Source organism: Pseudomonas sp. UYEF17 (assembly GCF_040546125.1).
GTDB classification, from domain to species: Bacteria; Pseudomonadota; Gammaproteobacteria; order Pseudomonadales; family Pseudomonadaceae; genus Aquipseudomonas; species Aquipseudomonas putida_Z.
Genome location: NZ_JBEPNE010000006.1, coordinates 197,444 through 221,750, shown reverse-complemented (window position 1 = coordinate 221,750; position 24,307 = coordinate 197,444). Strand labels below are relative to the sequence as shown.

25 protein-coding genes and 1 tRNA gene are annotated in these 24,307 nt (G+C 60.6%); 7 read left to right on the top strand and 19 right to left on the bottom strand.

Features of this window, described 5'->3' with window-relative positions:
• Positions 1 to 71 precede the first annotated feature (71 nt).
• Complete coding sequence (locus ABIB24_RS12700; RefSeq protein WP_274079991.1) at positions 72 to 989, top strand: LysR substrate-binding domain-containing protein; 918 nt, start codon at positions 72 to 74, stop codon at positions 987 to 989.
• Positions 990 to 1,726: 737 nt separating this feature from the next.
• Here ABIB24_RS12700 and glsB read toward each other — a convergent pair.
• Positions 1,727 to 2,635 carry a glutaminase B gene (glsB, locus tag ABIB24_RS12695; RefSeq protein ID WP_085592323.1) on the bottom strand — a complete coding sequence of 303 codons (909 nt, stop codon included), beginning with the start codon at positions 2,633 to 2,635 and terminating at the stop codon, positions 1,727 to 1,729.
• A 212-nt stretch (positions 2,636 to 2,847) separates the two neighbouring features.
• Between glsB and ABIB24_RS12690 the strand changes: the two genes are divergently transcribed.
• Entirely contained in the window at positions 2,848 to 3,885 is a 1,038-nt protein-coding gene (locus ABIB24_RS12690) for a sensor domain-containing diguanylate cyclase (protein WP_354316539.1), read from the top strand.
• Positions 3,886 to 4,652: 767 nt separating this feature from the next.
• Here ABIB24_RS12690 and ABIB24_RS12685 read toward each other — a convergent pair.
• Positions 4,653 to 5,321, bottom strand: a complete 669-nt coding sequence (locus ABIB24_RS12685) for an HD domain-containing protein (protein ID WP_354316538.1) — start codon at positions 5,319 to 5,321, stop codon at positions 4,653 to 4,655.
• 539 nt (positions 5,322 to 5,860) lie between these two features.
• Between ABIB24_RS12685 and ABIB24_RS12680 the strand changes: the two genes are divergently transcribed.
• Both ABIB24_RS12680 and ABIB24_RS12675 read left to right on the top strand, forming a co-directional pair.
• Positions 5,861 to 6,103 carry a hypothetical protein gene (locus ABIB24_RS12680; protein WP_354316537.1) on the top strand — a complete coding sequence of 81 codons (243 nt, stop codon included), beginning with the start codon at positions 5,861 to 5,863 and terminating at the stop codon, positions 6,101 to 6,103.
• Positions 6,104 to 6,268: 165 nt separating this feature from the next.
• Positions 6,269 to 6,532, top strand: a complete 264-nt coding sequence (locus tag ABIB24_RS12675; protein ID WP_003256566.1) for a DUF3077 domain-containing protein — start codon at positions 6,269 to 6,271, stop codon at positions 6,530 to 6,532.
• 113 nt (positions 6,533 to 6,645) lie between these two features.
• Here the strand turns inward: ABIB24_RS12675 and ABIB24_RS12670 are convergent, their stop codons facing one another.
• The 10 genes from ABIB24_RS12670 to thrS form a co-directional block, all read right to left on the bottom strand.
• Positions 6,646 to 7,452, bottom strand: coding sequence for an HNH endonuclease (locus ABIB24_RS12670; protein ID WP_354316535.1), 807 nt, complete (start codon positions 7,450 to 7,452; stop codon positions 6,646 to 6,648).
• A gap of 1,145 nt (positions 7,453 to 8,597) precedes the next feature.
• Positions 8,598 to 8,674: transfer RNA gene (locus ABIB24_RS12665), tRNA-Pro, on the bottom strand.
• Positions 8,675 to 8,776: 102 nt separating this feature from the next.
• Entirely contained in the window at positions 8,777 to 9,133 is a 357-nt protein-coding gene (locus ABIB24_RS12660) for a MerR family transcriptional regulator (protein WP_003250681.1), read from the bottom strand.
• On the bottom strand, positions 9,114 to 9,416 hold the full coding sequence (gene ihfA, locus ABIB24_RS12655; RefSeq protein WP_003250679.1) for an integration host factor subunit alpha: 303 nt from the start codon (positions 9,414 to 9,416) through the stop codon (positions 9,114 to 9,116). Before ihfA ends, ABIB24_RS12660 begins: the two co-directional genes overlap by 20 nt.
• A gap of 4 nt (positions 9,417 to 9,420) precedes the next feature.
• Positions 9,421 to 11,802, bottom strand: coding sequence for a phenylalanine--tRNA ligase subunit beta (gene pheT, locus ABIB24_RS12650; RefSeq protein ID WP_274079367.1), 2,382 nt, complete (start codon positions 11,800 to 11,802; stop codon positions 9,421 to 9,423).
• 31 nt (positions 11,803 to 11,833) lie between these two features.
• The gene (gene pheS / locus ABIB24_RS12645; RefSeq protein WP_013972006.1) at positions 11,834 to 12,850 is read right to left on the bottom strand and encodes a phenylalanine--tRNA ligase subunit alpha; all 1,017 of its coding nucleotides are present in this window, start codon (positions 12,848 to 12,850) and stop codon (positions 11,834 to 11,836) included.
• A 109-nt stretch (positions 12,851 to 12,959) separates the two neighbouring features.
• Entirely contained in the window at positions 12,960 to 13,316 is a 357-nt protein-coding gene (rplT, locus tag ABIB24_RS12640; protein ID WP_003250671.1) for a 50S ribosomal protein L20, read from the bottom strand.
• Between the two features lie 27 nt (positions 13,317 to 13,343).
• A complete protein-coding gene (rpmI, locus tag ABIB24_RS12635; RefSeq protein ID WP_003250667.1) occupies positions 13,344 to 13,538 on the bottom strand; it encodes a 50S ribosomal protein L35 in 195 nt (64 codons plus the stop codon).
• Positions 13,539 to 13,599: 61 nt separating this feature from the next.
• Complete coding sequence (gene infC, locus ABIB24_RS12630; RefSeq protein WP_013972005.1) at positions 13,600 to 14,151, bottom strand: translation initiation factor IF-3; 552 nt, start codon at positions 14,149 to 14,151, stop codon at positions 13,600 to 13,602.
• Positions 14,151 to 16,073 carry a threonine--tRNA ligase gene (thrS, locus tag ABIB24_RS12625; protein WP_013972004.1) on the bottom strand — a complete coding sequence of 641 codons (1,923 nt, stop codon included), beginning with the start codon at positions 16,071 to 16,073 and terminating at the stop codon, positions 14,151 to 14,153. Before thrS ends, infC begins: the two co-directional genes overlap by 1 nt.
• A 338-nt stretch (positions 16,074 to 16,411) precedes the next feature.
• On the opposite strand from thrS, the gene ABIB24_RS12620 reads away from it, so the two are divergent.
• Both ABIB24_RS12620 and ABIB24_RS12615 read left to right on the top strand, forming a co-directional pair.
• Positions 16,412 to 16,717 (top strand): hypothetical protein, encoded by a 306-nt coding sequence (locus ABIB24_RS12620; protein ID WP_025338540.1) that lies wholly within the window; start codon positions 16,412 to 16,414, stop codon positions 16,715 to 16,717.
• A 162-nt stretch (positions 16,718 to 16,879) separates the two neighbouring features.
• Positions 16,880 to 17,092, top strand: coding sequence for a cold-shock protein (locus tag ABIB24_RS12615; protein ID WP_003250656.1), 213 nt, complete (start codon positions 16,880 to 16,882; stop codon positions 17,090 to 17,092).
• A 364-nt stretch (positions 17,093 to 17,456) separates the two neighbouring features.
• Here ABIB24_RS12615 and ABIB24_RS12610 read toward each other — a convergent pair whose 3' ends face one another.
• Positions 17,457 to 17,777, bottom strand: a complete 321-nt coding sequence (locus tag ABIB24_RS12610) for an I78 family peptidase inhibitor (RefSeq protein WP_003260961.1) — start codon at positions 17,775 to 17,777, stop codon at positions 17,457 to 17,459.
• Positions 17,778 to 18,053: 276 nt separating this feature from the next.
• On the opposite strand from ABIB24_RS12610, the gene ABIB24_RS12605 reads away from it, so the two are divergent.
• Positions 18,054 to 18,266, top strand: a complete 213-nt coding sequence (locus ABIB24_RS12605; protein ID WP_003260960.1) for a hypothetical protein — start codon at positions 18,054 to 18,056, stop codon at positions 18,264 to 18,266.
• Here the strand turns inward: ABIB24_RS12605 and ABIB24_RS12600 are convergent.
• The 6 genes from ABIB24_RS12600 to ABIB24_RS12575 all read right to left on the bottom strand — a co-directional run bounded on the left by ABIB24_RS12600 (position 18,238) and on the right by ABIB24_RS12575 (position 24,296).
• On the bottom strand, positions 18,238 to 19,239 hold the full coding sequence (locus ABIB24_RS12600) for a nucleoside hydrolase (RefSeq protein ID WP_289515301.1): 1,002 nt from the start codon (positions 19,237 to 19,239) through the stop codon (positions 18,238 to 18,240). The two genes, ABIB24_RS12605 and ABIB24_RS12600, sit on opposite strands and share 29 nt — an antisense overlap.
• Before the next feature lie 165 nt (positions 19,240 to 19,404).
• Positions 19,405 to 19,803 carry a D-ribose pyranase gene (rbsD, locus tag ABIB24_RS12595; RefSeq protein ID WP_061550488.1) on the bottom strand — a complete coding sequence of 133 codons (399 nt, stop codon included), beginning with the start codon at positions 19,801 to 19,803 and terminating at the stop codon, positions 19,405 to 19,407.
• Entirely contained in the window at positions 19,800 to 20,708 is a 909-nt protein-coding gene (gene rbsK / locus ABIB24_RS12590) for a ribokinase (protein WP_354316534.1), read from the bottom strand. Before rbsK ends, rbsD begins: the two co-directional genes overlap by 4 nt.
• 15 nt (positions 20,709 to 20,723) lie before the next feature.
• A complete protein-coding gene (locus tag ABIB24_RS12585; RefSeq protein ID WP_354316532.1) occupies positions 20,724 to 21,746 on the bottom strand; it encodes a LacI family DNA-binding transcriptional regulator in 1,023 nt (340 codons plus the stop codon).
• A gap of 4 nt (positions 21,747 to 21,750) precedes the next feature.
• Positions 21,751 to 22,746 carry an ABC transporter permease gene (locus tag ABIB24_RS12580; protein WP_015269786.1) on the bottom strand — a complete coding sequence of 332 codons (996 nt, stop codon included), beginning with the start codon at positions 22,744 to 22,746 and terminating at the stop codon, positions 21,751 to 21,753.
• A complete protein-coding gene (locus ABIB24_RS12575; protein WP_354316531.1) occupies positions 22,743 to 24,296 on the bottom strand; it encodes a sugar ABC transporter ATP-binding protein in 1,554 nt (517 codons plus the stop codon). The genes ABIB24_RS12580 and ABIB24_RS12575 overlap by 4 nt, the downstream gene beginning before the upstream one ends.
• Positions 24,297 to 24,307: the final 11 nt, after the last annotated feature.

The window sequence follows — 24,307 nt, the reverse complement described above, 5'->3', positions numbered from 1 at the left end:
TGCACCGCGAGTATTGCTTTTCAGCCACAATAGGAAAAGAATATATTTCCTAATCCCGAGTATAGGAAAAGATGATAGGGTTCTCGTTCAGGCAGCTCGAGTACTTCGTCGCCGTGGCCGAGCACGGCAGCATCAGCGCTGCGGCCAGAGCCCGGCACGTTTCACAGCCATCGGTTTCGGTAGCGATCGCCCAGCTGGAAGAGGCGCTGAACGAGCGGCTGTTCCGGCGCCAGGTGAGCCGCGGGCTGGAGCTGACGTCAGCGGGCACGCGTTTACTGGCCCAGGCACGCGATATCATCGGCATGGCCATTGCCATGAATCAGAACGCGGATACCACGCGCGGCTCGCTTCGCGGCAACCTGTCGCTCATCTGCTTTCAAGACTTGGGCCCCTATTACGCGCCGCGGCTGCTGTCGAGTTTTCGCAAGCAGTATCCCGATGTCGAGGTAACGCTTTTCGAGACTGACCTGGCAGGCGTACACCGCCACTTGAGCGCCGGTAAAGCCGAGCTCGCGCTAACTTATGACATTGGCCTTGATCCCTTGCTGCCGCGCCAGGTACTGGCTGAGTTGAAGCCCTACGCACTCATCGCCACTGATCACCGCCTGGCCCACCTGGCCGAGATACCGCTGCATGAGCTGGCGCAAGAGTGTTTGATTCTTGAGGACATCGCACAAACGCGTGAGTATTTTCTTTCACTGTTTTGGGCGCACAACCTGCAACCACGCACTCAGCAATACACCCAGACCTTCGAGATGCAACGGGGCCTCGTCGCGCATGGCTACGGGGTTGCCCTGTCATGCACCCGGCCCGCGGGGGACCACTGCTATGACGGTACACCGCTGCTATGCCGGCCATTATTGGAAGAGGTATCACCGCAAAAAGTGGTGCTGGCCCAATCAGGCGCGATGCACCCATCGCCGGTGGCGGAGGCGTTCAAGGGCTGGGTTGCTCGAGAGATAGCTGGTGGGGGGCATGAGTTCGATTGAGGTAGCCATAGGTATGTTGGGTGACGAACCAGGTACCTCGTTGCAGTTTGCAAAATTTCTCGAGGGACAATTAAGGATCAGTTCGAAGAACCCTATGGAAGCGCGCTACGCGGAGTGCTGAGGCATGGCGCGACTCAAGAAAAAATCTGTGCTACTGGAAAATTTGAAGATTTTCGTTTCCCAGTGAAGAAAATTGCTGCGCCGGCGATTGATTGAAAGGGAAGATTGCAAGCACAAAGATGGCAATATAGTAGCCACCCATAAGCCATCAGCTGGAAACTGAAAGAAAAATCGGCATAATCGCTAGATCTCAAGATTTTGTGAGCCCAGTCAAGAAAATATCGGCGCTCACCATCAAACGGAAGGAAAGATGCGTGCGAGCAGCCGGATATTCGCTACTACACGCTTGGGCGAGAATTGAGAGGTTGCACCGCGTCGCATTCTTCGCGGGCTCGCCCGCTCCCACAAGATCACCACAGCCTTCAACGCAGCCACAGTACCTGTGGGAGCGGGCATGCCCGCGAACACCGGCGCAGCCGGTGCCATACACCGCGTCGCATTCTTCGCGGGCTCGCCCGCTCCCACAAGATCACCACAGCCTTCAAGGCAGCCGCAGTACCTGTGGGAGCGGGTTCACCCGCGAACACCGGCGAAGCCGGTGCCATACACCGAGTTGTATTCTTCACAGGTAAGTAAACCGCCACACCGCCGCGTCGCACAACAAGCGAGCCCGCCGATCAGAACACCGACCACCCAATCCGCGAGCTCAGCAACTCAAGCGCCGCCATCCCGGCCAGGGAGTTACCCGCCGCATTCAACTCCGGCGACCACACGCACACGGTGAATTGCCCCGGCACGATCGCCACAATCCCGCCCCCCACGCCACTCTTGCCCGGCAACCCCACCCGATAGGCGAAATTCCCTGCTTCGTCATACAACCCACTAGTGGCCATGATCGAGTTCACCTGCTGGGTCTGGCGCCGGGTCAGAATCTGCTCACCGCTGTGCTTGCAGAACCCATCATTGGCCAAGAAACAGAACGCCCGGGCCAGGTCCAGGCAATTCATCTGCAGCGCGCAGTAACTGAAATAACTGCGCAGCACCGTCTCCACCTCGTTATGGAAGTTGCCGAACGACTGCATCAGGTAAGCCATGGCCGCGTTACGCGCGCGGAATTGATACTCCGAATCGGCAACGCGAGCATCGATCGAGATGTGCGGATTGCCCGATAGCCGCCGCACAAAATCGCGCATCGACAAAGTGGGTGCAGCAAAGCGCGACTGGTTGATATCGCAGATCACCAACGCACCCGCATTGATAAATGGATTACGCGGCCGACCACGCTCGAACTCCAGCTGCACCAGCGAGTTGAACGGCTGGCCGGAAGGCTCATGGCCAAGCCGCTCCCAAATGGCCTCCCCCGAGTGCCCGATCGCCTGCACCAGGCTGAACACCTTGGAAATACTCTGTACCGAGAACGGCACCAGGGCGTCGCCTGCGCAGTAATAGCTGCCATCGTTGCCATAGACCGCGATGCCCAGCTGGTTCGCCGGCACATCGGCCAGCGCAGGAATGTAGTCAGCCACTTTGCCCTTGCCGATCAAGGGACGTACTTCTTCGAGAATCTCGTTCAACAGCGTTTGCATGAAAGGCCCTGTATCAGTCCCCAGACGACGGCGAAGGGGTAGCAATCTTGACGATTATCGAGCGAAAGAAATCACACTCTCGGCAAGAAATGGTCAGCCGCACCTGCAGCCCGAGGTTCCACGCTATAACCTATGCTGTGCTTGTTTCGACGGTATAGAGAACGCGCCCCGCCAAGTGCAAAAGCAGCCAACCAGGGAATGGAGGACCAACGATGCCAGCTTGCCCTTTACCCGCAGACGAAGCGCTTCGCCAGCGCACGCTCGATGACATGAACCTGGTCGATACACCAGCCGAGCACTACCTCGATACCCTGGTGCGGCTTACCCAGGACCTAGCCCATGTGGATACCGTGCTTATCAGCCTGATCGACCAGGACCGACAGTGGTTCAAGGCCCGCATAGGGCTTGAGGCAAGCGAGACGACGCGCAGCATTTCCTTTTGCGGCTACGCCATTCTCGGCGAGGGTACCCTGATGGTGCCCGACGCCAAGTGCGACGGGCGATTCATCGACAACCCGCTGGTGCTCAACCCGCCCTACATCCGCTTTTACGCCGGCCACCCCTTGCGTGCAGGTAACGGCAAAGCCATCGGCACGCTGTGCATGTTCGATCCCCACCCGCGCGTGCTCAGCGAGGCTCAACAAGCGAACTTCAGGGATCTGGCCACGCTCGCCGAGGGGTATCTGCAGCTGCGCACCTTGGCGCAGGTGAACCGCGATCTGCGGCTTGAAATGGATCGCGAGCAGCGCAAAGCCCTGCTCGACCCTTTGACGCAACTATGGAACCGCGGCGCATTGTCGGCGTTTGAAGACCATGAACGGCGATTGGCAGAGGTGAACGGCTTACAACTGGGTGCGGTTTATGCCGACCTGGATCACTTCAAATCCATCAACGACAAGTACGGCCATGGCGGCGGTGACAAAGTGCTTTGCGAATCTGCCCGTCGCCTGCGTGCGGCACTTCGCCCCGATGACCTGCTGGTGCGCCATGGGGGTGAGGAGTTCGTCGCTATTTTGCATGTTAAAGACAGCGAAGAACTGACGCGGATTGCTGAGCGGATTCGCGAACAGGTGGGTGCCAGCCCGATGCAGTTGCCCTGTGGTCAGTTGAAGGTAACCCTGAGCATAGGGTGCACCCTGTTTGCCAAGGGTGAAACGCTGGATGACGCACTGGAACGCGCTGACAAGGGGCTCTATACCGCCAAACAGAATGGGCGTGATCGGGTTATCTATGTAGCGCCGCCTCTCTGAGACGAGCACGATCCGGGCTGTACGGCATCTCTTCTCGCACGTCAGCTCGGCTGTTCAAATCCCAGAGCCCGTCCCGCTCGGCATGCCCTTGCCGCCAAAGCTGGATCAGCTAAAAGCCGCAAACCCAGCACTCAAACCCTGCGCGCCCCCTGTGAAAGCAACTGCCTTGCAAAAACTCTAGATGTTGCCGCGATCCCTGTGGCAGCAAATGCCTTGCTCAAAATCTAAAAGATGGCGCGATTCTTGTGGGAGCGGGCGCGCCCGCGAACACGGGCGCAGCCCGTGCCATCCACTGTAAACCCGCTCAAAAAAACTGCACACAACTCATCGATCAGCAGAACCTTGTACAAGAAGGCCCAGCCCAGAGGTGCGTTGCCGCACGGATAGCTCAACCGGCAAGCACGGACCCAGCCTCCAAGGGACCGGCGCCGCCGCGGTCCAACATACCCACGAAGACTCCAACACAGCGAATGGCATCGCCGACAAGGTCTTCACGAACAAACCCGCCCTCAAATACTGCAAATATCTCCCTGAATTAGCAGCCCCCCCTGTGGGAGCGGCTTCAGCCGCGAACACCGGCGCAGCCGGTGCCATGCCCGCGCTAAATTCTTCCCCGCCCAAACAGAACACTCAGGCCCATGACACCACAGCTACCCGCCCCAGGGCCTGGCTACTTCCCCAAAGCCACCCACAAAATCAATCCAGTCGTGGGCAGTTCCAATACAGCTGGCTCACGCCAAAAAACCTGCCAATCGTCCCAAACCCCGTCACTGCCCCCCTGCCCCGCCAGCCCCGATCTCATCCATGAAATCCGCAAGAAACACTTCAAGCCGAGCATGACGTTCAGCAGCCAGTCGAGCCCCTTCAGCAGTTTTAAAACCTGACGCAAGCTTGAGCAGCTTGGTATGAAAGTGCTCGACTGTATACGCCTTGTCCTGATACTCCCTCCCCCACGCAGTGGGGTTCTCGAAATCGTACAGCGCCGACCCCATTCGCCCGGAAACGTAAAAACACCGGGCGATACCCACTGCACCTAGGGCGTCCAGGCGATCGCTGTCCTGAAGTATCCTGGCCTCAAGGGTGAGCGGTTCGAAGCCAGCCGAGTAGCTGTGGGTTTTGACTGCATGCGCCACCTGCTCGATGCGCTGCAAGGGCCAGCCCATATCAGCCAGGATTGACGCCGCCCTTTGTGCGGACAGCGTTGACGCCTGCCCACGCAAGGGCGAGTTCTTTTCTACTGCGATACAATCATGCAGCACAGTCGCTGCAAGCAGCACTTCCAGGTCGCCGCCTTCTGCGCGCTGGATCCGTTGCGCGTTGACCCATACGCGATGGATGTGGGACAGGTCGTGGGAGCCATCTGGCTGGTCAGCCGGTAGGTACTTCAACAGGTCAGTGGCGAGGCGCTGGAAAGGGGCAAAAGCTTCGATAGTCATCTTCGGTGCATTCCATGGGCTGTTACTTGGCGTCCGTTGCAGGGGGGTAGGCCCGTGACCTGCCTTGGTCCGGATGCGAGCGGGTCAGTTTCAAGGCTTGAGTGGCGAAAGTCCATGCTGGACCGTTTGTTGGCATCGCGACATAACTGGATACAGGGATTCGTGAGTGGAAAGCTTTTTGAGAGCCACAAACCGTTAACAGAGCAGCCGACGTTGCATGCTGTGAAGGTGAATGGGCGAAAAAAGTCAGAATTAACCCCTTCCTTGTAGGCCATTTCCCAAAGATACTCCCTGCGCCTGTTTTTCGTTGCACATGGAAATCGTGAGTCCTAGTCTCGCTCCGTCGCTGCCAATTCAGCGACCGGTTTTGACAGGCCGTCGATTGTTGTCCGTGTGCATACGCTTATGGCGGCTGTACGTGCGGGCACCCTCGTGTGCGCCGAGTGCCAACAATCTCGGTCTGTCAACCCGCGTACAGCTGCCACCCTCCCGTTTGACAGCGAGGTGGATAGCAGCTCAACCATTGTTGGAGCGTAAGCATGCTGAAGATGGTCCCAGATCCACCCCAAAATACTCTCTGCCTTGAAGACACCCTGATCCAAGCCACGGACTACGCACTATGCGCGGCGACCGTTGTGCATCAGGCAATGCTGCTGCAGCCCAAGTCACCAGCGTCGATTCTGATGATGGCCTCGATGCATGAGCTGGAGACGCTGCGAGCTTTGCTTGAGTCCGCACTGGTCCAGGTGCAGATGCCCACTGAGCCTAGGACTTTGCACTAAGGCTTCATTTATGTGTCGCCTGGGCTGCCCCTATCGCCAGCAAGCAAGGCTCCCACATGGATCTAAGCTGCGCCACAAATCTCGAGGCCTGTGCAGTATCTGTGGGAGCTGGCTTGCCGGCGATGAGGCCAGACCAGGCACTAGAAATTTCGGGGAGATTGAACAATGACCACAGAAGAAACCAAATTCACCGTCGGCAAAACCACCTTCTACCAAGGTGAAAACCAGACCCATCCGCTGTTCCGCATCGAAGCGGGCATCCCCTGCCAGAGCGCCCGCGAACAGGCCTCGGAGCTGATGGGCTATGCACGGGATATGACCCTGGACGGCTTGATGGAAGACAAACCCCAGCTGATCTGGGCTTCGCATTACCTCTGCGCATTGGCTAAGGCGCTGATGGATGATGCCGAGCTAGGCATGATGCGCTGAATCACCCCTCCCTCACTGGACGCCTTCAAAACCTAAGTCCATCCCCCGTTTTGAAGGCGCTCCAGCTGCCCCCCACCTTCACACGCAGGCAGTGTTAGCGTGCGCTTAGCAATCTACTGGGACTCGATTACCCATCGCCCGCGCAACATTCCTTTCAACTCGTCAACACTCAGAGTCATATCTCTCTTGCGATGAACTACCGCATGACAGTTGGCGCACAACGTCACGAGGTCAGTCTCAGGATTCACGGCCTTCTCCCCACCAAAGTCCGAAATCGGTACTACGTGATGAACGTGAATGAAGCCCTTCGCGTGTTCGCCGTATGCCTGTTCGAAATCAAACCCGCATGCCTTGCAGTCAAGCCCGTGGATGGCGATGGCCTTCACTCTCAAATCTTTCCGACGCTCGTAACGGGTTCCAAAGTAGCTTGTTTTGCTGCCTTCACTGGCCGATTCAAAGGTAAGTGGGTCGTCTTCCATATCCGGTACAGCCGCGTCAGCACGCGAAGGCAGGAGCGTCGCATGGCTTAAGATGGCATCGTAATCGGATTGAGAAATCGGCCGAACGCCATCACGCCAGTAGTTACTCATACGGCTGGCGGGGATAGTCTCCAGGTACTCGCCGTCAATTTTCGAGGGGACAGCGTCTTCAAACGGCGTGAAATTTTCGATCAGAGCAAACAGATCACCCTTATCGCTTCTCCGGTCTGCGTAGACCTGACCTATGCGTGCCTTACCAAAATAATGCGGATCGGCGCTGAGGCGGACGGAAGCAAAGGCTTTGTCCTTGATTCGCCCTTTGTAGTAGATCACCTCTGTTCCCTGCGCGAGCCAGGCTTGGTAGCGCTTGGGGAAGTGATAGACAGCACCTGTCTCGTCTTCCCACTGTGATGTATCGTTTTCAACGATGACGACGGGCATTTCCTTTTCCTCTCGACTGATGGCAAAAGCCTATCAAAAAAGAGGAAATTTCCTACGGCATAATGAGAAGTGAGCCACATTTCCGGCGGTTGTAGAGAACTGGCCATGCCCTACACCGCCGAGATTGCTGTTGGGATTTGTCGTTCTCCGACAACCCGAAACCTAAAGCGCGCATCATCCGGCAACGAAGAAAACCACATTCAAGCTCGCATGCTTCTGGTTTGGAATGTCATATAGTCTGACTTTTTCGTAACTCGAAGTTACAATCCTCCAGCAGCATTTGCCAATTACACTTGTCGGGGCCACCAGTGTCGCTCATTAAAAAGCTTGGTGCTTTTGTCGTTCTGCTTGTCGGATGCGGATATGCCGCCATCGCATGGAATAGGCACGCGAACTTTGAAAAAACCGGGGAATCCTTGGTACGCCAACTGGGCTTAAAAATCGTTACAAATCTTGGACAGATGAACACCACTTGCAGGTCCGTGGCTAGGATTGACTCAATCGCCATTGAATCTGATGGGCTGCTTGGTATGAAGGGGTCGGCAGTTCTGTACATTTCCGGGCAGAATGACAGCGCTATTTCCATCAGATACCGTATGGAAACAGTGGGCGATAAGGTTTGGGTCCAGCCTACAGATCAGATTTCCGCGCAGCTGTCAGTGATGCAGTTTGGATTGAAGAGCTGCAATTAGAGCCTTATAAACGGGACCTACCGCAAAACAACACTCTGCCGTCCTTGCTTGAGCAAGTAGTCACATGTAAGGCAACTCATCCAGCACAATCAGCAACGTGCAAGATGAAGCCAACCTAAAAATGGGGACTAGGTGGTGAGACTGGCGTACATCAGGAACGCCAAAGCCCGTCTAAGACGGGCTGCAGCTGGAGAAATGTAGCGAAAGCGTAGCTATTCGAACCACCATTGCCCCAATAGTGTGCTACCGGTTGATTGCCTCTGCATTGAGCGACTGCTCAGCCCACTCAAATTTGATCGTACAGTGCCCAAGGTTCTGACGACTCTGAATTCCTGAGTGGCGGGCTGTTGAAATCCGGTGGGACAAAAAGTGGGGCAAAATTACTAACGAGTGAAAAGCGGTTAGGCATAAAAAAATCCAGTCACCGCTAAATGACTGGATTTTAGGGATTTTTGGTCGGGACGGAGTGATTCGAACACTCGACCCCTTGCACCCCATGCAAGTGCGCTACCGGGCTGCGCTACGCCCCGACTACATTCTCATAACCTCTGAGAACGATGAAGAATCTACCCTAACCTCCTGATAAATGAAAGCTTTTTCTCAAAAAAAATTTCACTCATCAAAAACCCAGGTCACTTCTTCAACACCACCAACACATCCTCCAACTCGACAATCATCTGCCGAATCAGCTGCTTGTACTGGCTCGACTCATCCTTGGCCTCATCACTTGAGAGCCTCAACCGAGCCCCACCAATAGTGAACCCCTGGTCATAAAGCAGCGCGCGAATCTGGCGAATCATCAGCACATCCTGCCGCTGATAATACCGCCGGTTCCCCCGCCGCTTCACGGGATTGAGCTGATCGAACTCCTGCTCCCAATACCGCAGCACGTGCGGTTTTACCGCACAAAGCTCACTCACCTCACCAATGGTGAAGTACCTTTTGCCCGGTATGGGGGGCAGTTCGTCGTTATGGCTTGGTTCCAGCATAGGCCTCAACCCGGGCCTTCAACTTCTGCCCTGGACGAAAGGTGACGACGCGCCGTGCGGTGATCGGGATTTCTTCCCCTGTCTTGGGGTTGCGGCCCGGCCGCTGGCGTTTGTCGCGAAGGTCGAAGTTGCCGAAACCGGACAGCTTGACCTGCTCGTTCTCTTCAAGTGCGTGCCGAATTTCTTCAAAAAACAGCTCGACCAGCTCCTTGGCCTCACGCTTGTTAAGCCCCAGCTCCTCGTACAGCCTTTCGGCCATCTCAGCTTTCGTCAGAGCACCCATGCCGTTATTTCCTTAACGTGGTGTTCAACCTTTGTTCGAGCGAGGTGAGGATGTTTTGCAGGGTAGTGTTCACCTCATCGTCGTTAAGAGTGCGCGATGGATGCTGCCAGGTCAAGCCGACGGCAAGGCTTTTTCTATCAGGATCAATGCCTTTACCTTGGTAGACATCAAACAGCCTGAGGTCTGTGAGCCATTCGCCTGCATTGTCACGAATTACTTCAAGCACCGAGCTAGAAGCTACATCACGTCCTGCGATCAAAGCCAGGTCGCGGCGGGTTTCCGGGAACTTGGACAGCTCGCTGAATTTCGGCAGGCGGCCTTCGACCACGTCGCCCAGCACCAGCTCGAACAGGAACACCGGGCGGTCCAGGTCCAGGGCTTTTGCCAGCTCTGGGTGGATGGCGCCGAGGTAGCCGACCAGCTTGCCGTCACGCTCGATGGCGGCGGTCTGGCCTGGGTGCAGGGCTGGGTGCTTGCCGGCGCTGAAGGTGAAGTCGCTCAGGGCACCGGAGTAGCCCAGCAGGGCTTCCACGTCGGCCTTCACATCGAAGAAGTCGACGCCGTCGCGGCCGTTGGCCCAGCCTTCTGGCAGGCGGCTGCCGGTGACAACGCCGGCGATCATCGGCTGCTGCTTCAGGTCGCCGAGCTGGCCGACGAAGCGCAGGCCGCTTTCGAACAGGCGCACGCGGTCTTGCTGGCGGTTCAGGTTGTGCTGCAGCGCCTTGACCAGGCCCGGCCACAGGGACGCGCGCATGGCGGCCATGTCGCTGGAGATGGGGTTGGCCAGCAGCAGCGGCTCTACGCCCGGGCTGAACAGTTCGAACAGTTTCGGGTCGATGAAGCTGTAGGTGATGGCTTCCTGGTAGCCGCGGGCAACCAGCAGACGGCGCAGGGTCGGCAGGTCACCGCGGGTTTCCGGCTTGCCCTGGGGGGCCAGGCGGGCTTGCGGGTAGCGAACCGGCAGGTTGTTGTAGCCGTACAGGCGGGCCAGCTCTTCGATCAGGTCCACTTCCAGGCTGATGTCGAAGCGGTGGCTTGGGATATTGACAGTCCACTGCCCTTCTTCAGTCTTGGTAGTGGTCAGCTCCAAGGCGTTGAGCAGTTGCTCGACCTGGGCTGGGTCCATTTCCATGCCGAGCATCTGGGTGATGCGTTCGGCGCGCAGGGTGACCGGGGCCACTTGCGGCAGGTGCTGTTCGCTGACGGCTTCGACAACCGGGCCGGCTTCGCCGCCGACGATGTCCAGCAGCAGCTGGGTGGCGCGCTCCATGGCTTCGCGGGCCAGCTGCGAGTCTACGCCGCGCTCGTAGCGGTGCGAGGCGTCGGTGTGCAGGCCGTAGGAACGGGCTTTACCGGCGACGGAGATCGGCTCGAAGAAGGCGCTTTCAAGGAACAGGTCGCGGGTTTTTTCGGTGTTCACACCGCTGTGCTCGCCACCCATGACGCCGGCAATGGCCAGGGCGCGGGTGTGGTCGGCGATTACCAGGGTGTCGGCGCGCAGGGCAACTTCCTGGCCGTCGAGCAGGACGAGCTTCTCGCCCTCTTCGGCCATGCGTACGCAGATGCCGCCGTTGATTTCTGCCAGGTCGAAGGCGTGCATCGGCTGGCCGAGTTCGAGCATCACGTAGTTGGTGATGTCGACGGCGGCGTCGATGCTGCGCACGTCGCTGCGGCGCAGGCGTTCGACCATCCACAGTGGGGTCGGCTTGCTCAGGTCGACGTTGCGGATGACGCGGCCCAGGTAGCGTGGGCAGGCAGCCGGGGCGCTGACTTCGACCGGGCGCACTTCGTCGTGGGCAGCCGGTACGGCTGGCACTACCGGGCGGGTGACCGGGGTGTCGTACAGGGCGCTGACGTCGCGGGCCAGGCCGGCGATGGACAGGCAGTCGCCGCGGTTGGGGGTGAGGCCGATTTCGATGCTGGCGTCGTCCAGGCTCAGGTACTGGCGAATGTCTTCACCAACCGGGGCGTCCGCAGCCAGTTCCAGCAGGCCGTCGTTCTCTTCGCTGATCTGCAGCTCGGCAGCCGAGCACAGCATGCCGAAGGACTCGACGCCGCGCAGCTTGGCCTTCTTGATCTTGAAGTCGCCTGGCAGTTCGGCACCGATCATGGCGAACGGAATCTTGATGCCTGGGCGGGCGTTAGGGGCGCCGCACACGACCTGGAAGGTTTCCTGGCCGTTGCTTACCTGGCACACGCGCAGCTTGTCGGCGTCCGGATGTTGTTCGGTGGCGAGGATTTCGCCCACGACGATGCCGCTGAACTGGCCGGCAGCGGGGGTAACGCTGTCGACTTCGAGGCCGGCCATGGACAGGCGGGCGACCAGTTCGTCACGGGAGACTTGCGGGTTTACCCAACCGCGCAGCCACTGTTCACTGAATTTCATGCTGTTCTCCTAGAATGTGCGTCGATTGGGCCTAGCGGAATTGGGCAAGGAACCGCAGGTCGTTATCGAAGAACAGACGCAAATCGTTGACGCCGTAGCGCAGCATGGCCAGGCGCTCGGCGCCCATGCCGAAGGCAAAGCCCTGGAACTCTTCAGGGTCGATGCCGGACATGCGCAGCACGTTCGGGTGCACCATGCCGCAGCCCATCACTTCCAGCCAGCCGGTCTGCTTGCACACGCGGCAGCCTTTGCCGGAACACATCACGCACTGGATGTCGACTTCGGCGGACGGCTCGGTGAAGGGGAAGAACGATGGGCGGAAACGTACCGCCAGTTCTTTTTCGAAGAACACGCGCAGGAATTCTTCGATGGTGCCCTTGAGGTCGGCGAAGTTGATATCGCGATCGATCAGCAGGCCTTCGACCTGGTGGAACATCGGCGAGTGGGTGATATCCGAGTCGCAGCGGTATACGCGGCCCGGGCAGACAATGCGGATTGGCGGCTGGGTGGACTCCATGGTCCGCACCTGCACCGGCGAGGTGTGGGTGCGCAGCAGCATGTTTGCATTGAAGTAGAAGGTGTCGTGCATCGCCCGGGCCGGGTGGTGGCCTGGGATGTTGAGCGCTTCGAAGTTGTGGTAGTCGTCTTCCACCTCTGGGCCTTCGGCGATGCCGTAGCCGATGTGGGTGAAGAACTGCTCGATGCGCTCGAGTGTACGGGTGATCGGGTGCAGGCCACCGGTGGCCTGGCCGCGGCCTGGCAGGGTGACGTCAATGCATTCGGCAGCCAGGCGAGCGCTGAGCTCGGCTTCTTCGAAGGCGGCCTTGCGGGCATTGAGCACAACGGTGACGCGCTCTTTGGCGTCGTTGATCAGCGCGCCGACTTTCGGCCGCTCTTCGGCTGGCAGGTTGCCCAGGGTCTTCATCACCTGGGTCAGCTCGCCTTTCTTGCCGAGATAATTCACCCGGATCTGTTCCAGGGTATTGATGTCTTCAGCGCGCTCCACGGCCTCTAGGGCTTGGGAGACCAACGCATCCAGGTTTTCCATGTACAGACTCCAGATACGAAAATAGGGGAAGAGCTTTGAAGGCTCTTCCCCTATCGATGACGTTCAATGCCCGACGGCGCTAGCGCCGCCGGGTGATTGTCGCGGGTACTTAAGCCAGAACGGCTTTAGCTTTCTCGACAATCGCAGCAAACGCCGCTTTTTCGTTCACTGCCAGATCGGCCAGAACCTTACGGTCGATTTCGATCGAAGCCTTTTTCAGGCCAGCAATCAGACGGCTGTAGGACAGACCGTTGGTGCGGGCACCGGCGTTGATACGAGCGATCCACAGTGCGCGGAACTGACGCTTCTTCTGACGACGGTCACGGTAGGCATATTGACCTGCCTTGATGACAGCCTGCTTGGCAACGCGGAATACGCGCGAGCGTGCACCGTAGTAGCCTTTAGCCAGTTTCAGAATTTTCTTGTGACGCTTACGAGCGATGACGCCACGCTTAACACGAGCCATGAGTAACTTCCTCTATCTAAACCAGAATTAACGTACGCGCAGCATGCGCTCGACTTTTGCCACGTCAGACGGGTGCAGCAGGCTGGCACCGCGCAGTTGACGCTTACGCTTGGTCGACATTTTGGTCAGGATGTGGCTCTTGAAAGCGTGCTTGTGCTTGAAGCCGGAAGCGGTCTTCAGGAAGCGCTTCGCAGCACCGCTCTTGGTTTTCATTTTTGGCATGTTGGAACTCCGCATTCGATAAAATTACACAATAATCATCAGGCCTGCCGTGCCCGGGAGATTACTTCTTCTTTTTGGGGGCGATGACCATCATAAGCTGGCGTCCTTCCATCTTCGGATGCTGCTCAACGGAGCCGTATTCGGCGAGGTCGGCTTCGACCCGCTTCAACAGCTCCATGCCCAGCTCCTGGTGGGCCATCTCACGGCCGCGGAATCTCAGAGAGATCTTGGCCTTGTCCCCATCGGTAAGGAAACGTACCAGGTTGCGTAGTTTTACCTGGTAATCCCCTTCTTCCGTCCCTGGACGAAACTTGATTTCTTTGATCTGGATCTGCTTCTGGTTTTTCTTGGCTTCGTTGGCCTGCTTCTTCTTCTCGAAGAGGTGCTTGCCGTAGTCCATCACCTTGCAGACGGGCGGTTGCGCGTCGGCGGAGATTTCCACCAGATCCAGCTTCGCTTCATCAGCGATACGAAGCGCTTCATCAATCGAGACGATGCCAATCTGCTCGCCGTCAGCGCCAATTAACCGAACCTCGCGTGCCGAGATATTCTCGTTGATCGGGGCTTTCGGTGCAGTTCGTTTATCGTTTCTCATTTCACGCTTAATAGTCATTACTCCGATTCTAGGCGACCGCGCTGGGCAACAGCGCTGTTGAGCAGCTGCGTGAATTCAGCCACCGGCATGGAGCCGAGGTCTTTGCCTTCACGGGTGCGTACGGCGACGGTCTGCGTTTCGACTTCGCGATCCCCTATAACCAAAAGGTACGGGACCTTGAGCAAAGTATGCTCGCGGATTTTAAAGCCGATCTTCTCATTTCTCAAGTCCGACTTGGCACGGAAACCGCTACCGTTCAGGGTATTTTCCACCTCGAGGGCGAAATCGGCCTGCTTGTCGGTAATGTTCATGATCACGGCCTGGGTTGGGGCCAGCCAGGCCGGGAACACGCCAGCGTAGTGCTCGATCAGCATGCCGATGAAGCGCTCGAACGAACCGAGGATGGCGCGGTGCAGCATGACCGGGCGAACTCGGCTGTTATCTTCGGCGATATAGCTGGCATCCAGGCGTTCCGGCAGGTTCGGGTCGTACTGCAGGGTACCGCACTGCCAGTTACGGCCGAGGCAGTCGCGCAGGGTGAACTCGATTTTCGGGCCGTAGAAGGCGCCCTCGCCCGGCTGGTATTCCCACTCCAGGCCCGATTCGTTCAAGGCGTCGGCCAGTGCACCTTCGGCACGGTCCCACAGCTCTTCGGAACCCACGCGCTTGGCCGGGCGGGTCGACAGCTTCATGGCGATGTCGGTGAAGCCGAAGTCCTTGTACACGTCCAGGGTCAGCTTGATGAAGTCGGCGGCTTCTTTCTTCACCTGTTCTTCGGTGCAGAAGATGTGCGCGTCGTCCTGCACGAAGCCACGCACGCGCATGATGCCGTGCAGGGCGCCGGACGGCTCGTTACGGTGGCAGGCACCGAACTCGGCCAGGCGCAGCGGCAGGTCGCGGTAGCTCTTCAGGCCCTGGTTGAACACCTGCACGTGGCACGGGCAGTTCATCGGCTTGACCGCGTAGTCACGGCTTTCCGACGAAGTGGTGAACATGTTCTCGGCGTAGTTGGACCAGTGGCCGGAACGCTCCCAGAGAATGCGGTCGACAACCTGCGGGGTCTTGATTTCCTGGTAGCCGTTGACGCGCTGGACCTGGCGCATGTACTGCTCGAGTACCTGGTACACGGTCCAGCCGTTGGCGTGCCAGAACACCATGCCCGGGGCTTCTTCCTGCAGGTGGAACAGGTCGAGCTGCTTGCCGATCTTGCGGTGGTCGCGTTTTTCGGCTTCTTCGATGCGCTGGATGTACGCAGCCAGCTGCTTCTTGTCGGCCCAGGCGGTGCCGTACACGCGTTGCAGCTGTTCGTTCTTGGCATCACCGCGCCAGTAGGCGCCGGACAGCTTGGTCAGCTTGAATGCCTTGAGGAAGCGGGTGTTCGGCACGTGCGGGCCGCGGCACATGTCGACGTATTCTTCGTGGTAGTACAGGCCCATGGCCTGCTCGTCCGGCATGTCCTCGACCAGGCGCAGCTTGTAGTCTTCGCCACGGGCCTTGAACACGTCGATGACTTCAGCACGCGGGGTCACCTTCTTGATGACGTCGTAGTCCTTGTCGATCAGCTCCATCATTCGCTTTTCGATGGCGGCCATGTCTTCAGGGGTGAAGGGGCGCTCGTAGGCGATGTCGTAGTAGAAGCCTTCGTCGATGACCGGGCCGATCACCATCTTGGCGGTCGGGTACAGCTGCTTCACCGCGTGGCCGACCAGGTGGGCGCACGAGTGACGGATGATCTCCAGTCCCTCTTCATCTTTAGGGGTGATGATCTGCAGGGTGGCGTCGTTGCTGATCAGGTCGCAGGCATCGACCAGTTTGCCGTCGACCTTGCCGGCCACGGTGGCCTTGGCCAGGCCGGCGCCGATGGAAGCGGCGACTTCGGCTACGGATACGGCATGATCGAACGAACGTTGACTGCCATCGGGAAGAGTAATAACGGGCATGGCGCCTCCTCTCCTAGTGGTGACCCCTACCAAAGGTCACGTGGGTTGGGATGAGCCAGTACAAGATCCGACCTGCCTTCCCGCAACGGGAAGCCTGCCTCACAGTGGCAGAAGCCTTTCGGCTTGCCAGGGACGAACCAGAGTGACTGGAAAGAAAAAAGATAGCTGCAGGCTGCAAGTTGTCAGCTGCAAGCCGGGCATGCTAGCACGCGGGTTGCATGCCAGGCAGAAATATTTGGAAATTACGCCGCAGCGGTGAACTAACGCGGAAAAATTCCTATCAGACCTTGGGAAGCAACCTACTCTTGATGAGACCTTAACCCAAGGAGTAACTGGTTATGCGAGTTCCGTCTCTTCTGGCCCTGGCGGCTGCTGGGGCCCTGCTGCTGCCCATGGCTGCGAACGCCGGCAACTTCCCGGCCGGGAAGGAAGCCGCCTACATGAGCCAGTGCACGCAAGTGGCTCAAGGCCAAGGCGTTGACGCTGCGACCGCGAAAAAACACTGCGACTGTGGCGCGCAAACCATCAAAAAGAATTTCACCGACGCGGAGATTGCCGACCTCGACAGCAACGATGGCGTGGACGCCAAGCTGATGCAGAAGGCCCAGACGGTCGTGAAACAGGCCTGCGCACCGAAGAGCTGAAACCTTAAAGCCAGAGCAGACCAGCCATTCTTTGAGCTGGATCAATATCCTGCGAAGGTAAAAGGCGCTAGATGCGCAGAATTAGACTATGATGTGTTCCGTGCTCCGTAGCCTCGGCCGCATTGCACCACTGAAAAAACTAAATGTTCTGGAGATTCACCCATGTCCAATCGCCAACAAGGCACCGTCAAATGGTTCAATGATGAGAAAGGCTACGGCTTCATCACCCCAGCAGGCGGCGGCGACGACCTGTTCGTTCACTTCAAGGCCATCGAATCTGACGGCTTCAAGAGCCTGAAAGAAGGCCAGACTGTTTCCTTCGTCGCCGAGCGCGGCCAGAAGGGCATGCAGGCTGCACAGGTTCGTCCGGAGTAATTCGGATAGCTGTAAAAAAACCCGCCCTTGTGGCGGGTTTTTTTATGGCCGTTTGCCAGGCTGCACGCGCTCGTTTTTTTGTAGGAGCGGCCTTGTGTCGCGACGGGGCGCGTAGCGGCCCCAGGGTTTCAGCTTCGCAGCATCAATGGCCGGGGCCGCTTTGCGCCCCTATCGCGACACAAGGCCGCTCCTACAGGGACCGCGTCAAAGCTTGCCAGGGCCGCACCCTCGCTTTCTTGTAGGAGCGGCCTTGTGTCGCGACGGGGCGCGTAGCGACCCCAGGGTTTCAGCTTCGCAGCATCAATGGCCGGGGCCGCTTTGCGGCCCTTTCGCGACACAAGGCCGCTCCCACAAGGACCGCGTATCAGCCGCAGTTGACGCGAACTACCTTGCCCTGCTCGTCCACGTTCAGGTTCAAGCGCTCGGAGCGGTACTCGAGGGTAACCACGTCGTGCGGCTTGAGAATGCGGGCCATCTGCGAGCCACTGGCCTTGCGCGCCTGCTCCAGCAGCTCGGCGCTGGCGGGCTTGCCAATGGCGAAATCGGCGCCGCTGGCTTCGCAGCGGCCATCGTTGCCTGCCGGTGTGGCTGGCGCAGCGCCACCAGCAGAATTGCCACCAGTGCTGCAACCAGCCAGGACAGCAGCCACCGCCAGGGTTGCCAGGTAAGCACGGGTACGGAACATGAAGCCTCCTAAATCGGTCCGGGAACTGTCTGATCCGACAGCTCCGCTCATCTTTTGTTGCAAAACCGGTCAAGTCTGCCTGAACTCGGCAGCCGAGGCGAAAACGCAATCGTGACCGGATTTTGCACAACCTGCTGCATTTGCCATATGCTTAAGCCGCAAGGTCACTGACGCAAAGTCATGATTTAGTGCAAGAAGTGGAGCGCACCCCGCCTCCATCGAACACCAGGGTCAGGTGTTCGCCCCTTCGTCCCGGGCCCCAAGCGAGAGCCTTTCATGAGCAGCCACAGCATCGAAGCCGATATCAAGGTCAAATGGGCCGAAGGCCAGAGCGCGTACAGCCCTGGCACGCCGGAGGAGTTGCTGCTGATTGCCATCGACCTGCTGGTGCGCGATCGCGGCGCCGAGGCGGCACGCAGCTTCTTCGACCAGGTGTTCGAGCGCTACGCACCGCACACGGCTATTCCAATCGCGCCAAACGGGCGCTGAGCAGGTCGAACAGGCCCTGGGCATTGCCCTCCTCCACCCACATCACGTTGGCGGGCTGCTTGAGCACGCCGTACCAGTCGGCAAGGGTCTGGCCGAAGCTGGGGCCTTCGCGGCTGTCGATGCTCATATGGATGCGCCGGCCGCTGAACAGCTCGGGCTTGAGCAGGTAGGCGATGACACTGGCGTCGTGCACCGGGCCGCCGGGCATGCCGTACAGGTCCATGTCGTGGGTGATGTAGGCGTTGAGGATATCCACCACCCGTTTGCTGGCCTGGTTGTTCACCGCCGCCAGTTGCTTGAGGCGGGCGTCGCTGGTCAGCAGCTTGTGGGTGACGTCCAGCGGCAGGTAGGTCAGTTGCACGCCGCTGGCCAGCACCACTTCGGCGGCATGTGGGTCGGCATAGAGGTTGAATTCCGCCGCCGGGGTGATGTTGCCGCCGTTGAAATGGGCACCGCCCATGACCACCACCTGCTTGATGCCTTTGGCGATGTCCGGGCGCTGGATCAGCGCCAGGGCCAGGTTGGTTTGTGGGCCGAGCATGGCGATGGTGATGCTGTGGGGCTTGGCGGCGCCCAGGGTGTCGACCAGGTATTGCACGGCATTGCCTTGGGCCAGCGGCGCTTTCGGTTCGTGGACCTGGATGCCGGTGAGGCCTTCTTCGCCGTGCACGTCGGCGGCGTAGATCGGCTTGCGCACCAGCGGGCGAGCGGCGCCGGCGTACACGGGGATGTCTTCGCGGCCGGCCCATTCGCGGGCCAGGCGGGCGTTGCGCGAGGTTTTTTCCAGGCGCACGTTGCCGGCCACGGTGGTGATGGCGCGGATGTTGAGCTCGTCGGGCGAGGCCATGGCCAGGAACAGCGCGACCACATCGTCGGCGCCGGGGTCGGTGTCGATGATCAGGTCGATGGGGGCGGCCTGGAGGGTGGTGGCTGCGGCCATGAGGGCGATTCCTTGTAGCAGGGGTTTGAGCATGGGTGGCACTCCTGTTGCCAGAGCATAATTATTCAGGCAAACCGCAATCCCCTGTGGGAGCGGGCGTGCCCGCGAAGAATCCAACTCGGTGGATGGCACCGGCGTTGCCGGTGTTCGCGGGCATGCCCGCTCCCACAGGGGTTCTGCGTTGACCAAAACGACGAGCTAGAAGGTCACGCCGGAAATCAGCGCGATGTTGCTGTAGGGCTGGCACTCGCCAGTGCGCACTACCGCACGGGCACTGCGTGACAATTCCTTGAAATCTTCATGGCTCAGCCATTCGCGCTTGCCCAGCTTGCCCTTCAGCCGCTCGATCTCGACCAGCGCCGGCGGCACCACTTTCTGCATCTCTTCGGCCAGCACGTGGCGTTCTACCTGCAATTCGCTCAGCACAACCCGCAACACGCTGGCGAAATCCGGCAGGCCGGGCGTGACGGCCAGGTCGATCAGTTCGACACCCGGCGGCACCGGCAGCCCGGCATCGCCGATCACCAGGATGTCACCATGCCCCATGCCGGCGATGGTCCGCGACAGGGCGACGTTCAGCAGTGGGGTTTTCTTCATGGCGCAAGCTCCGCCAGGTAGGGAATCGACGGCTGGGCACCGGCGCGGGTAACCGACAGGGCCGCGGCGCGTTGGCCGAAGGTGATGGCTTCGCCCTCCTCCAGGCCGCGCACCAGGCCAGCGGCAAAGCCGCCGATGAAGGTATCGCCGGCTGCCGTGGTGTCCAGCGGCTGCACCACCGGCGCGGGGAAGTGCTGGTGGCCCTGAGGGGTGACCAGCAAGGCCCCTTGCGCGCCCAGGGTGATGATCACTTTGCCCGCGCCCAGTTGCAGCAAGCGCTCGCCGGCGCGCCGGGCACTGTCCAGATCAGCCACCGCCACGCCGGTCAGGGCTTCGGCCTCGCTTTCGTTGGGCGTCAGGTAGTCGATGTGGGCGAACCAGCCCGCCGGCAAGGGGCCGGTCGCCGGCGCCGGGTTCAGGATCACCCGCTTGCCCAGTTCACGCCCCCTGGCCAGGGTCCAGGCCACGGTGTCGGCCGGTACTTCCAGCTGGCAGATGATCACCTCGGCCGCCTGCAGCAGCGCATCGAACCGCTGCACTGACTGCGGCGTCAGCAGGCCGTTGCCACCGGGGATGATGACGATGCAGTTCTGGCTGGCGGCATCCACGGTGATCAGCGCCACACCGCTGGACACGCCCTGGCAGGTGCTGACGCCCTGGCAATCGATGCCTTCCACATACAAGGCCCGGTGCAGTTGCCGGCCATAATCATCGTCGCCGACGTTGCCGATCATCGCCACGCTGCCGCCCAGGCGCGCCACGGCCACCGCCTGGTTGGCCCCCTTGCCGCCCGGCACGGTGAAAAAGCTTTCGCCGGGGAGTGTTTCGCCGGGCCGGGGCAGGCGCTGGGCGCGGGCCACCAGGTCCATGTTGAGGCTACCGACTACCACGACCTTGGCACTCATGACATTTCCTTAGCGTTAGCGGTAATCGTTGAACAGGTCCGGGCGCGGCCCGGTGGACTCGCGCAGCACGATGCGCGGGGCAACGATGCGTTGCTCCGCCGCGCCCTGCCGGGGTGTGCCGATACGCGCCAGCAACAGCGACGCGGCGCTCTCGCCCAACTCGCGGATCGACTGGCCCACCGTGGTCAACGGTGGGTACACATAGCGGCTGAGTTCGATGTCGTCGAAGCCGATCACCGACAGCTCGCCGGGTACGTTGATATTGCGTTCGGCCGCGGCACGCAGCACGCCGAAGCCGATCATGTCGTTGCCGGCGAAGATCGCCGTGGGCCGCTTGCCCTCCAGCAACCGGGTTGCCACCGCATGGCCCCCCGGGCTGGTGAAGTCGCAGTGCAGCACGCGGTCGCCCTGCACCGCTGCGCCGGCCTCGGCCATGGCGCGACGGAAGCCGCTCAGGCGCAGCTGGGTGACCCCGGTCTCGGCAGGGCCGCCGATGTAGGCGATGTCGCGGTGGCCAAGCTCCAGCAGGTGACGGGTGGCCAGATAGGCGCCTTGCTCGTGGTCGATGCGCACCAGGTCGGCATCGACGCCATCCAGTTCGCGGTCGACGATCACCATGGGCGTGCGCACGCCAGTCAGGCTTTGCAGCAGGTCGCTGTCCTGGCCTACCGAAGCCACCACCAGGCCGTCGATGCGCTTTTCCAGCAGTACACGCAGGTAGCTGCGCTGCTTCTGCGGGTTGTCGTCGGAGTTGCACAGGATCACGCAATAGCCGTTGCGTTCGCAGGCGTCTTCGATGCCCCGCGCCAGTTCGGCGAAGTACGGGTTGACGCTGTTGGGCACCAGCAAGCCGATGGTGGCCGTGCTGCGCGCCTTCAGCGAGCGGGCCACGGCGCTGGGCACGTAGTCGAGCTCGGCGATGGCGGCTTCGACTTTCAGCCGCACCTGCTCGCTGACCGGCCGGGTCTTGTTCAGCACATGGGACACGGTGGTGTAGGAAATGCCCGCCAGTGCCGCGACGTCTTTGATGGTTGCCATGTTTTCAGTTCCGCCGGCCTGCACGCCGGCTACGGTAAGTGTCGAGCACCACGGCGATGACGATCACCGCCCCGGTGATGATGCGTTTGGTCGGTTCGCTGGCACCGATCTGCGCCAGCCCTGCAGCCAGCACCGAAATGATCAGCACGCCAAAGAAGGTGCTGATGACCGAGCCACGCCCGCCCATCAGGCTGGTGCCGCCAATCACCACGGCGGCGATCACCTGCAGCTCCAGGCCGGAGCCGGCATTGGGGTCTGCCGCTTCCAGGCGCGAGATCTGGAACAGCGCGGCCAGGCCGGCAAGCAAGCCCATCAGGGCGAACACCAGCACCTTGTACGGGCGCGGGTCGATACCGGCCAGGCGCACGGCCTCTTCGTTGGTGCCGATGCCGATCAGGTAGCGGCCGAACACCGTGCGGGTCAGCACCAACTGGGCCAGCACGATCACCAGCAAGGCGATGATGAACGCCGGCGAGATGCCGAATGCAATGGGGTTGGAGAACCAGGCATAGGCATCGCCGATATAGGCGGTGCGCGAGTCGGTGAACTGGTAGGCCAGGCCGCGGGCCATTTCCAGCACCCCGAGCGAAACGATGAACGACGGAATGCGCCAGGCCACGGTGACGCCGCCGGTGATGCTGCCGGCCAGCGCGGCCACGGCCATGCCCAGCAGGGCCGAAGGCAGCACGCCCCAACCCCAGCCGAGGATCGCCACGCTGACCGTCGAGGCCGCCAGCGCCAGCACCGAGCCCACCGACAGGTCGATGCCGCCGATGATCAGCACGAAGGTCATGCCCACCGCCAGCACCATCAGGTCGGGGATCTGGTTGGCCAGGGTACTGAAGGTGTTGTACGACCAGAAGTGGCTGCTGAGAAACGAGAACAGTACGATCATCGCCAGCAAGGCGCCGGCCAGGCCCAGGTAGGTACCCAGGCCAAGATAGGTGCCACTGCGGCGCACCGGTGCGGCGCCTTGGCTGTCGAGCGGGGTGGTTTTCATGCATCCATCCTGGGAGCTGCGTCATGCAGCAGTGCGTCACGTTTCTGATAACCGGCAAAGGCCGCGGCCAGCAGCTGGTCCTGGCTCCAATGGTCACGCTCGAAGGTGTCGATCAGGCGACCGGCCGACAGAACGGCGATGCGGTCGCAGATCAGCATCAGCTCGCGCAGGTCGCTGGACACCACCACCAGGGCCTTGCCCTGGCGCGCCAGCTCGGCCAGCAGGCCATAGATGTCGAACTTGGCGCCGACGTCGATGCCACGGGTGGGCTCGTCGAACAGCAGCACCTGGCAATCGCGCTCCAGCCAGCGGCCGATCACCACCTTCTGCTGGTTGCCGCCAGACAGCTCGCCCACCACCTGCTGCGGGCCGGCACTGCGAATGCGCATGGCCTGGATCTGGCGCTCGGCCAAGGCCGCTTCGGCTTCGCCATCGAGCACCCCGGCCCGTGATACCGCGCCGAGGTTGCCCAGGGCGATATTGGCGCTGATCGACTGCGTCAGCAGCAGGCCCTCGCCTTTGCGGTCTTCGGTGATCAGCGCGATACCGGCCTGCACCGCAGCCTTGGGCGAGTCGATGGTGACCACCTGCGGTGGCTGGCCGAGGGCAATGCTGCCGCTGTCGGCACGGTCGGCGCCGTAGATCAGGCGCAACAGCTCGGTACGGCCGGCACCGATCAGGCCGGAGATGCCGAAGATCTCCCCTGCCCTGACCTCGAATGACACTTCACGCACCTTGTCGGCACGGCTGAGCTTGTCGACCTTGAGCAGCGGCGCGCCGATCTGCCGGCGGCCCAGGTCGATATGCTCGCCCAGCTCGCGGCCGACCATCAGGTTGACCAGTTCGGCGCTGCTGTAGCGCTGTATCGGCTCGTCGCACACCAGTTTGCCGTCGCGCAGCACGACGATGCGCTGGGCCACGCGCTGCAGTTCTTCCAGGCGATGGGATATGTAGACGATGGCCACGCCACGTTGGCGCAGGCGCTCGATCTGGGTGAACAGCAGCTCCACCTCGCGCGCGGTGAGCATGGCGGTGGGTTCATCGAAGATCAGCACATGGCAATCGCCGATCAGGTTGCGGGCGATCTCGACCATCTGCTGGTGGCCGATGCCCAGCTCGCCGACCGGGGTGTCCGGGTCGATGGCGTCGAGGCCGACCTGGGCCATGGCGGCCGTGGCCAGTTGGCGCAGGCGCTTTTGGCTGATCCAGCCAAAGCGGCCGGGCAGGTTGTCGAGGAACAGGTTTTCCGCCACGGTCAGCGTGGGCAGCAGGTTCAGCTCCTGCATGACCATGCGCACGCCGAGGCGCTCGGCCTCGCTGCGGCTGCCAGGCGCGTAGGCCTGGCCGCGGTAGTGCATGTGCCCGGTGGTGGGGGTTTCCAGGCCACTGATGAGCTTGGACAGGGAGCTCTTGCCGGCGCCGTTCTCACCGGTCAGCGCCAGCACTTCGCCGGCCCGCAGGTTCAGGCTGACCTCGCCGAGCACGGGCTGGGCGTAGGTCTTGCCCAGGCCGCTGGCGGCGAGCACCACTTCATTGGCCGATGCAGGCATGGCCGTTTCTC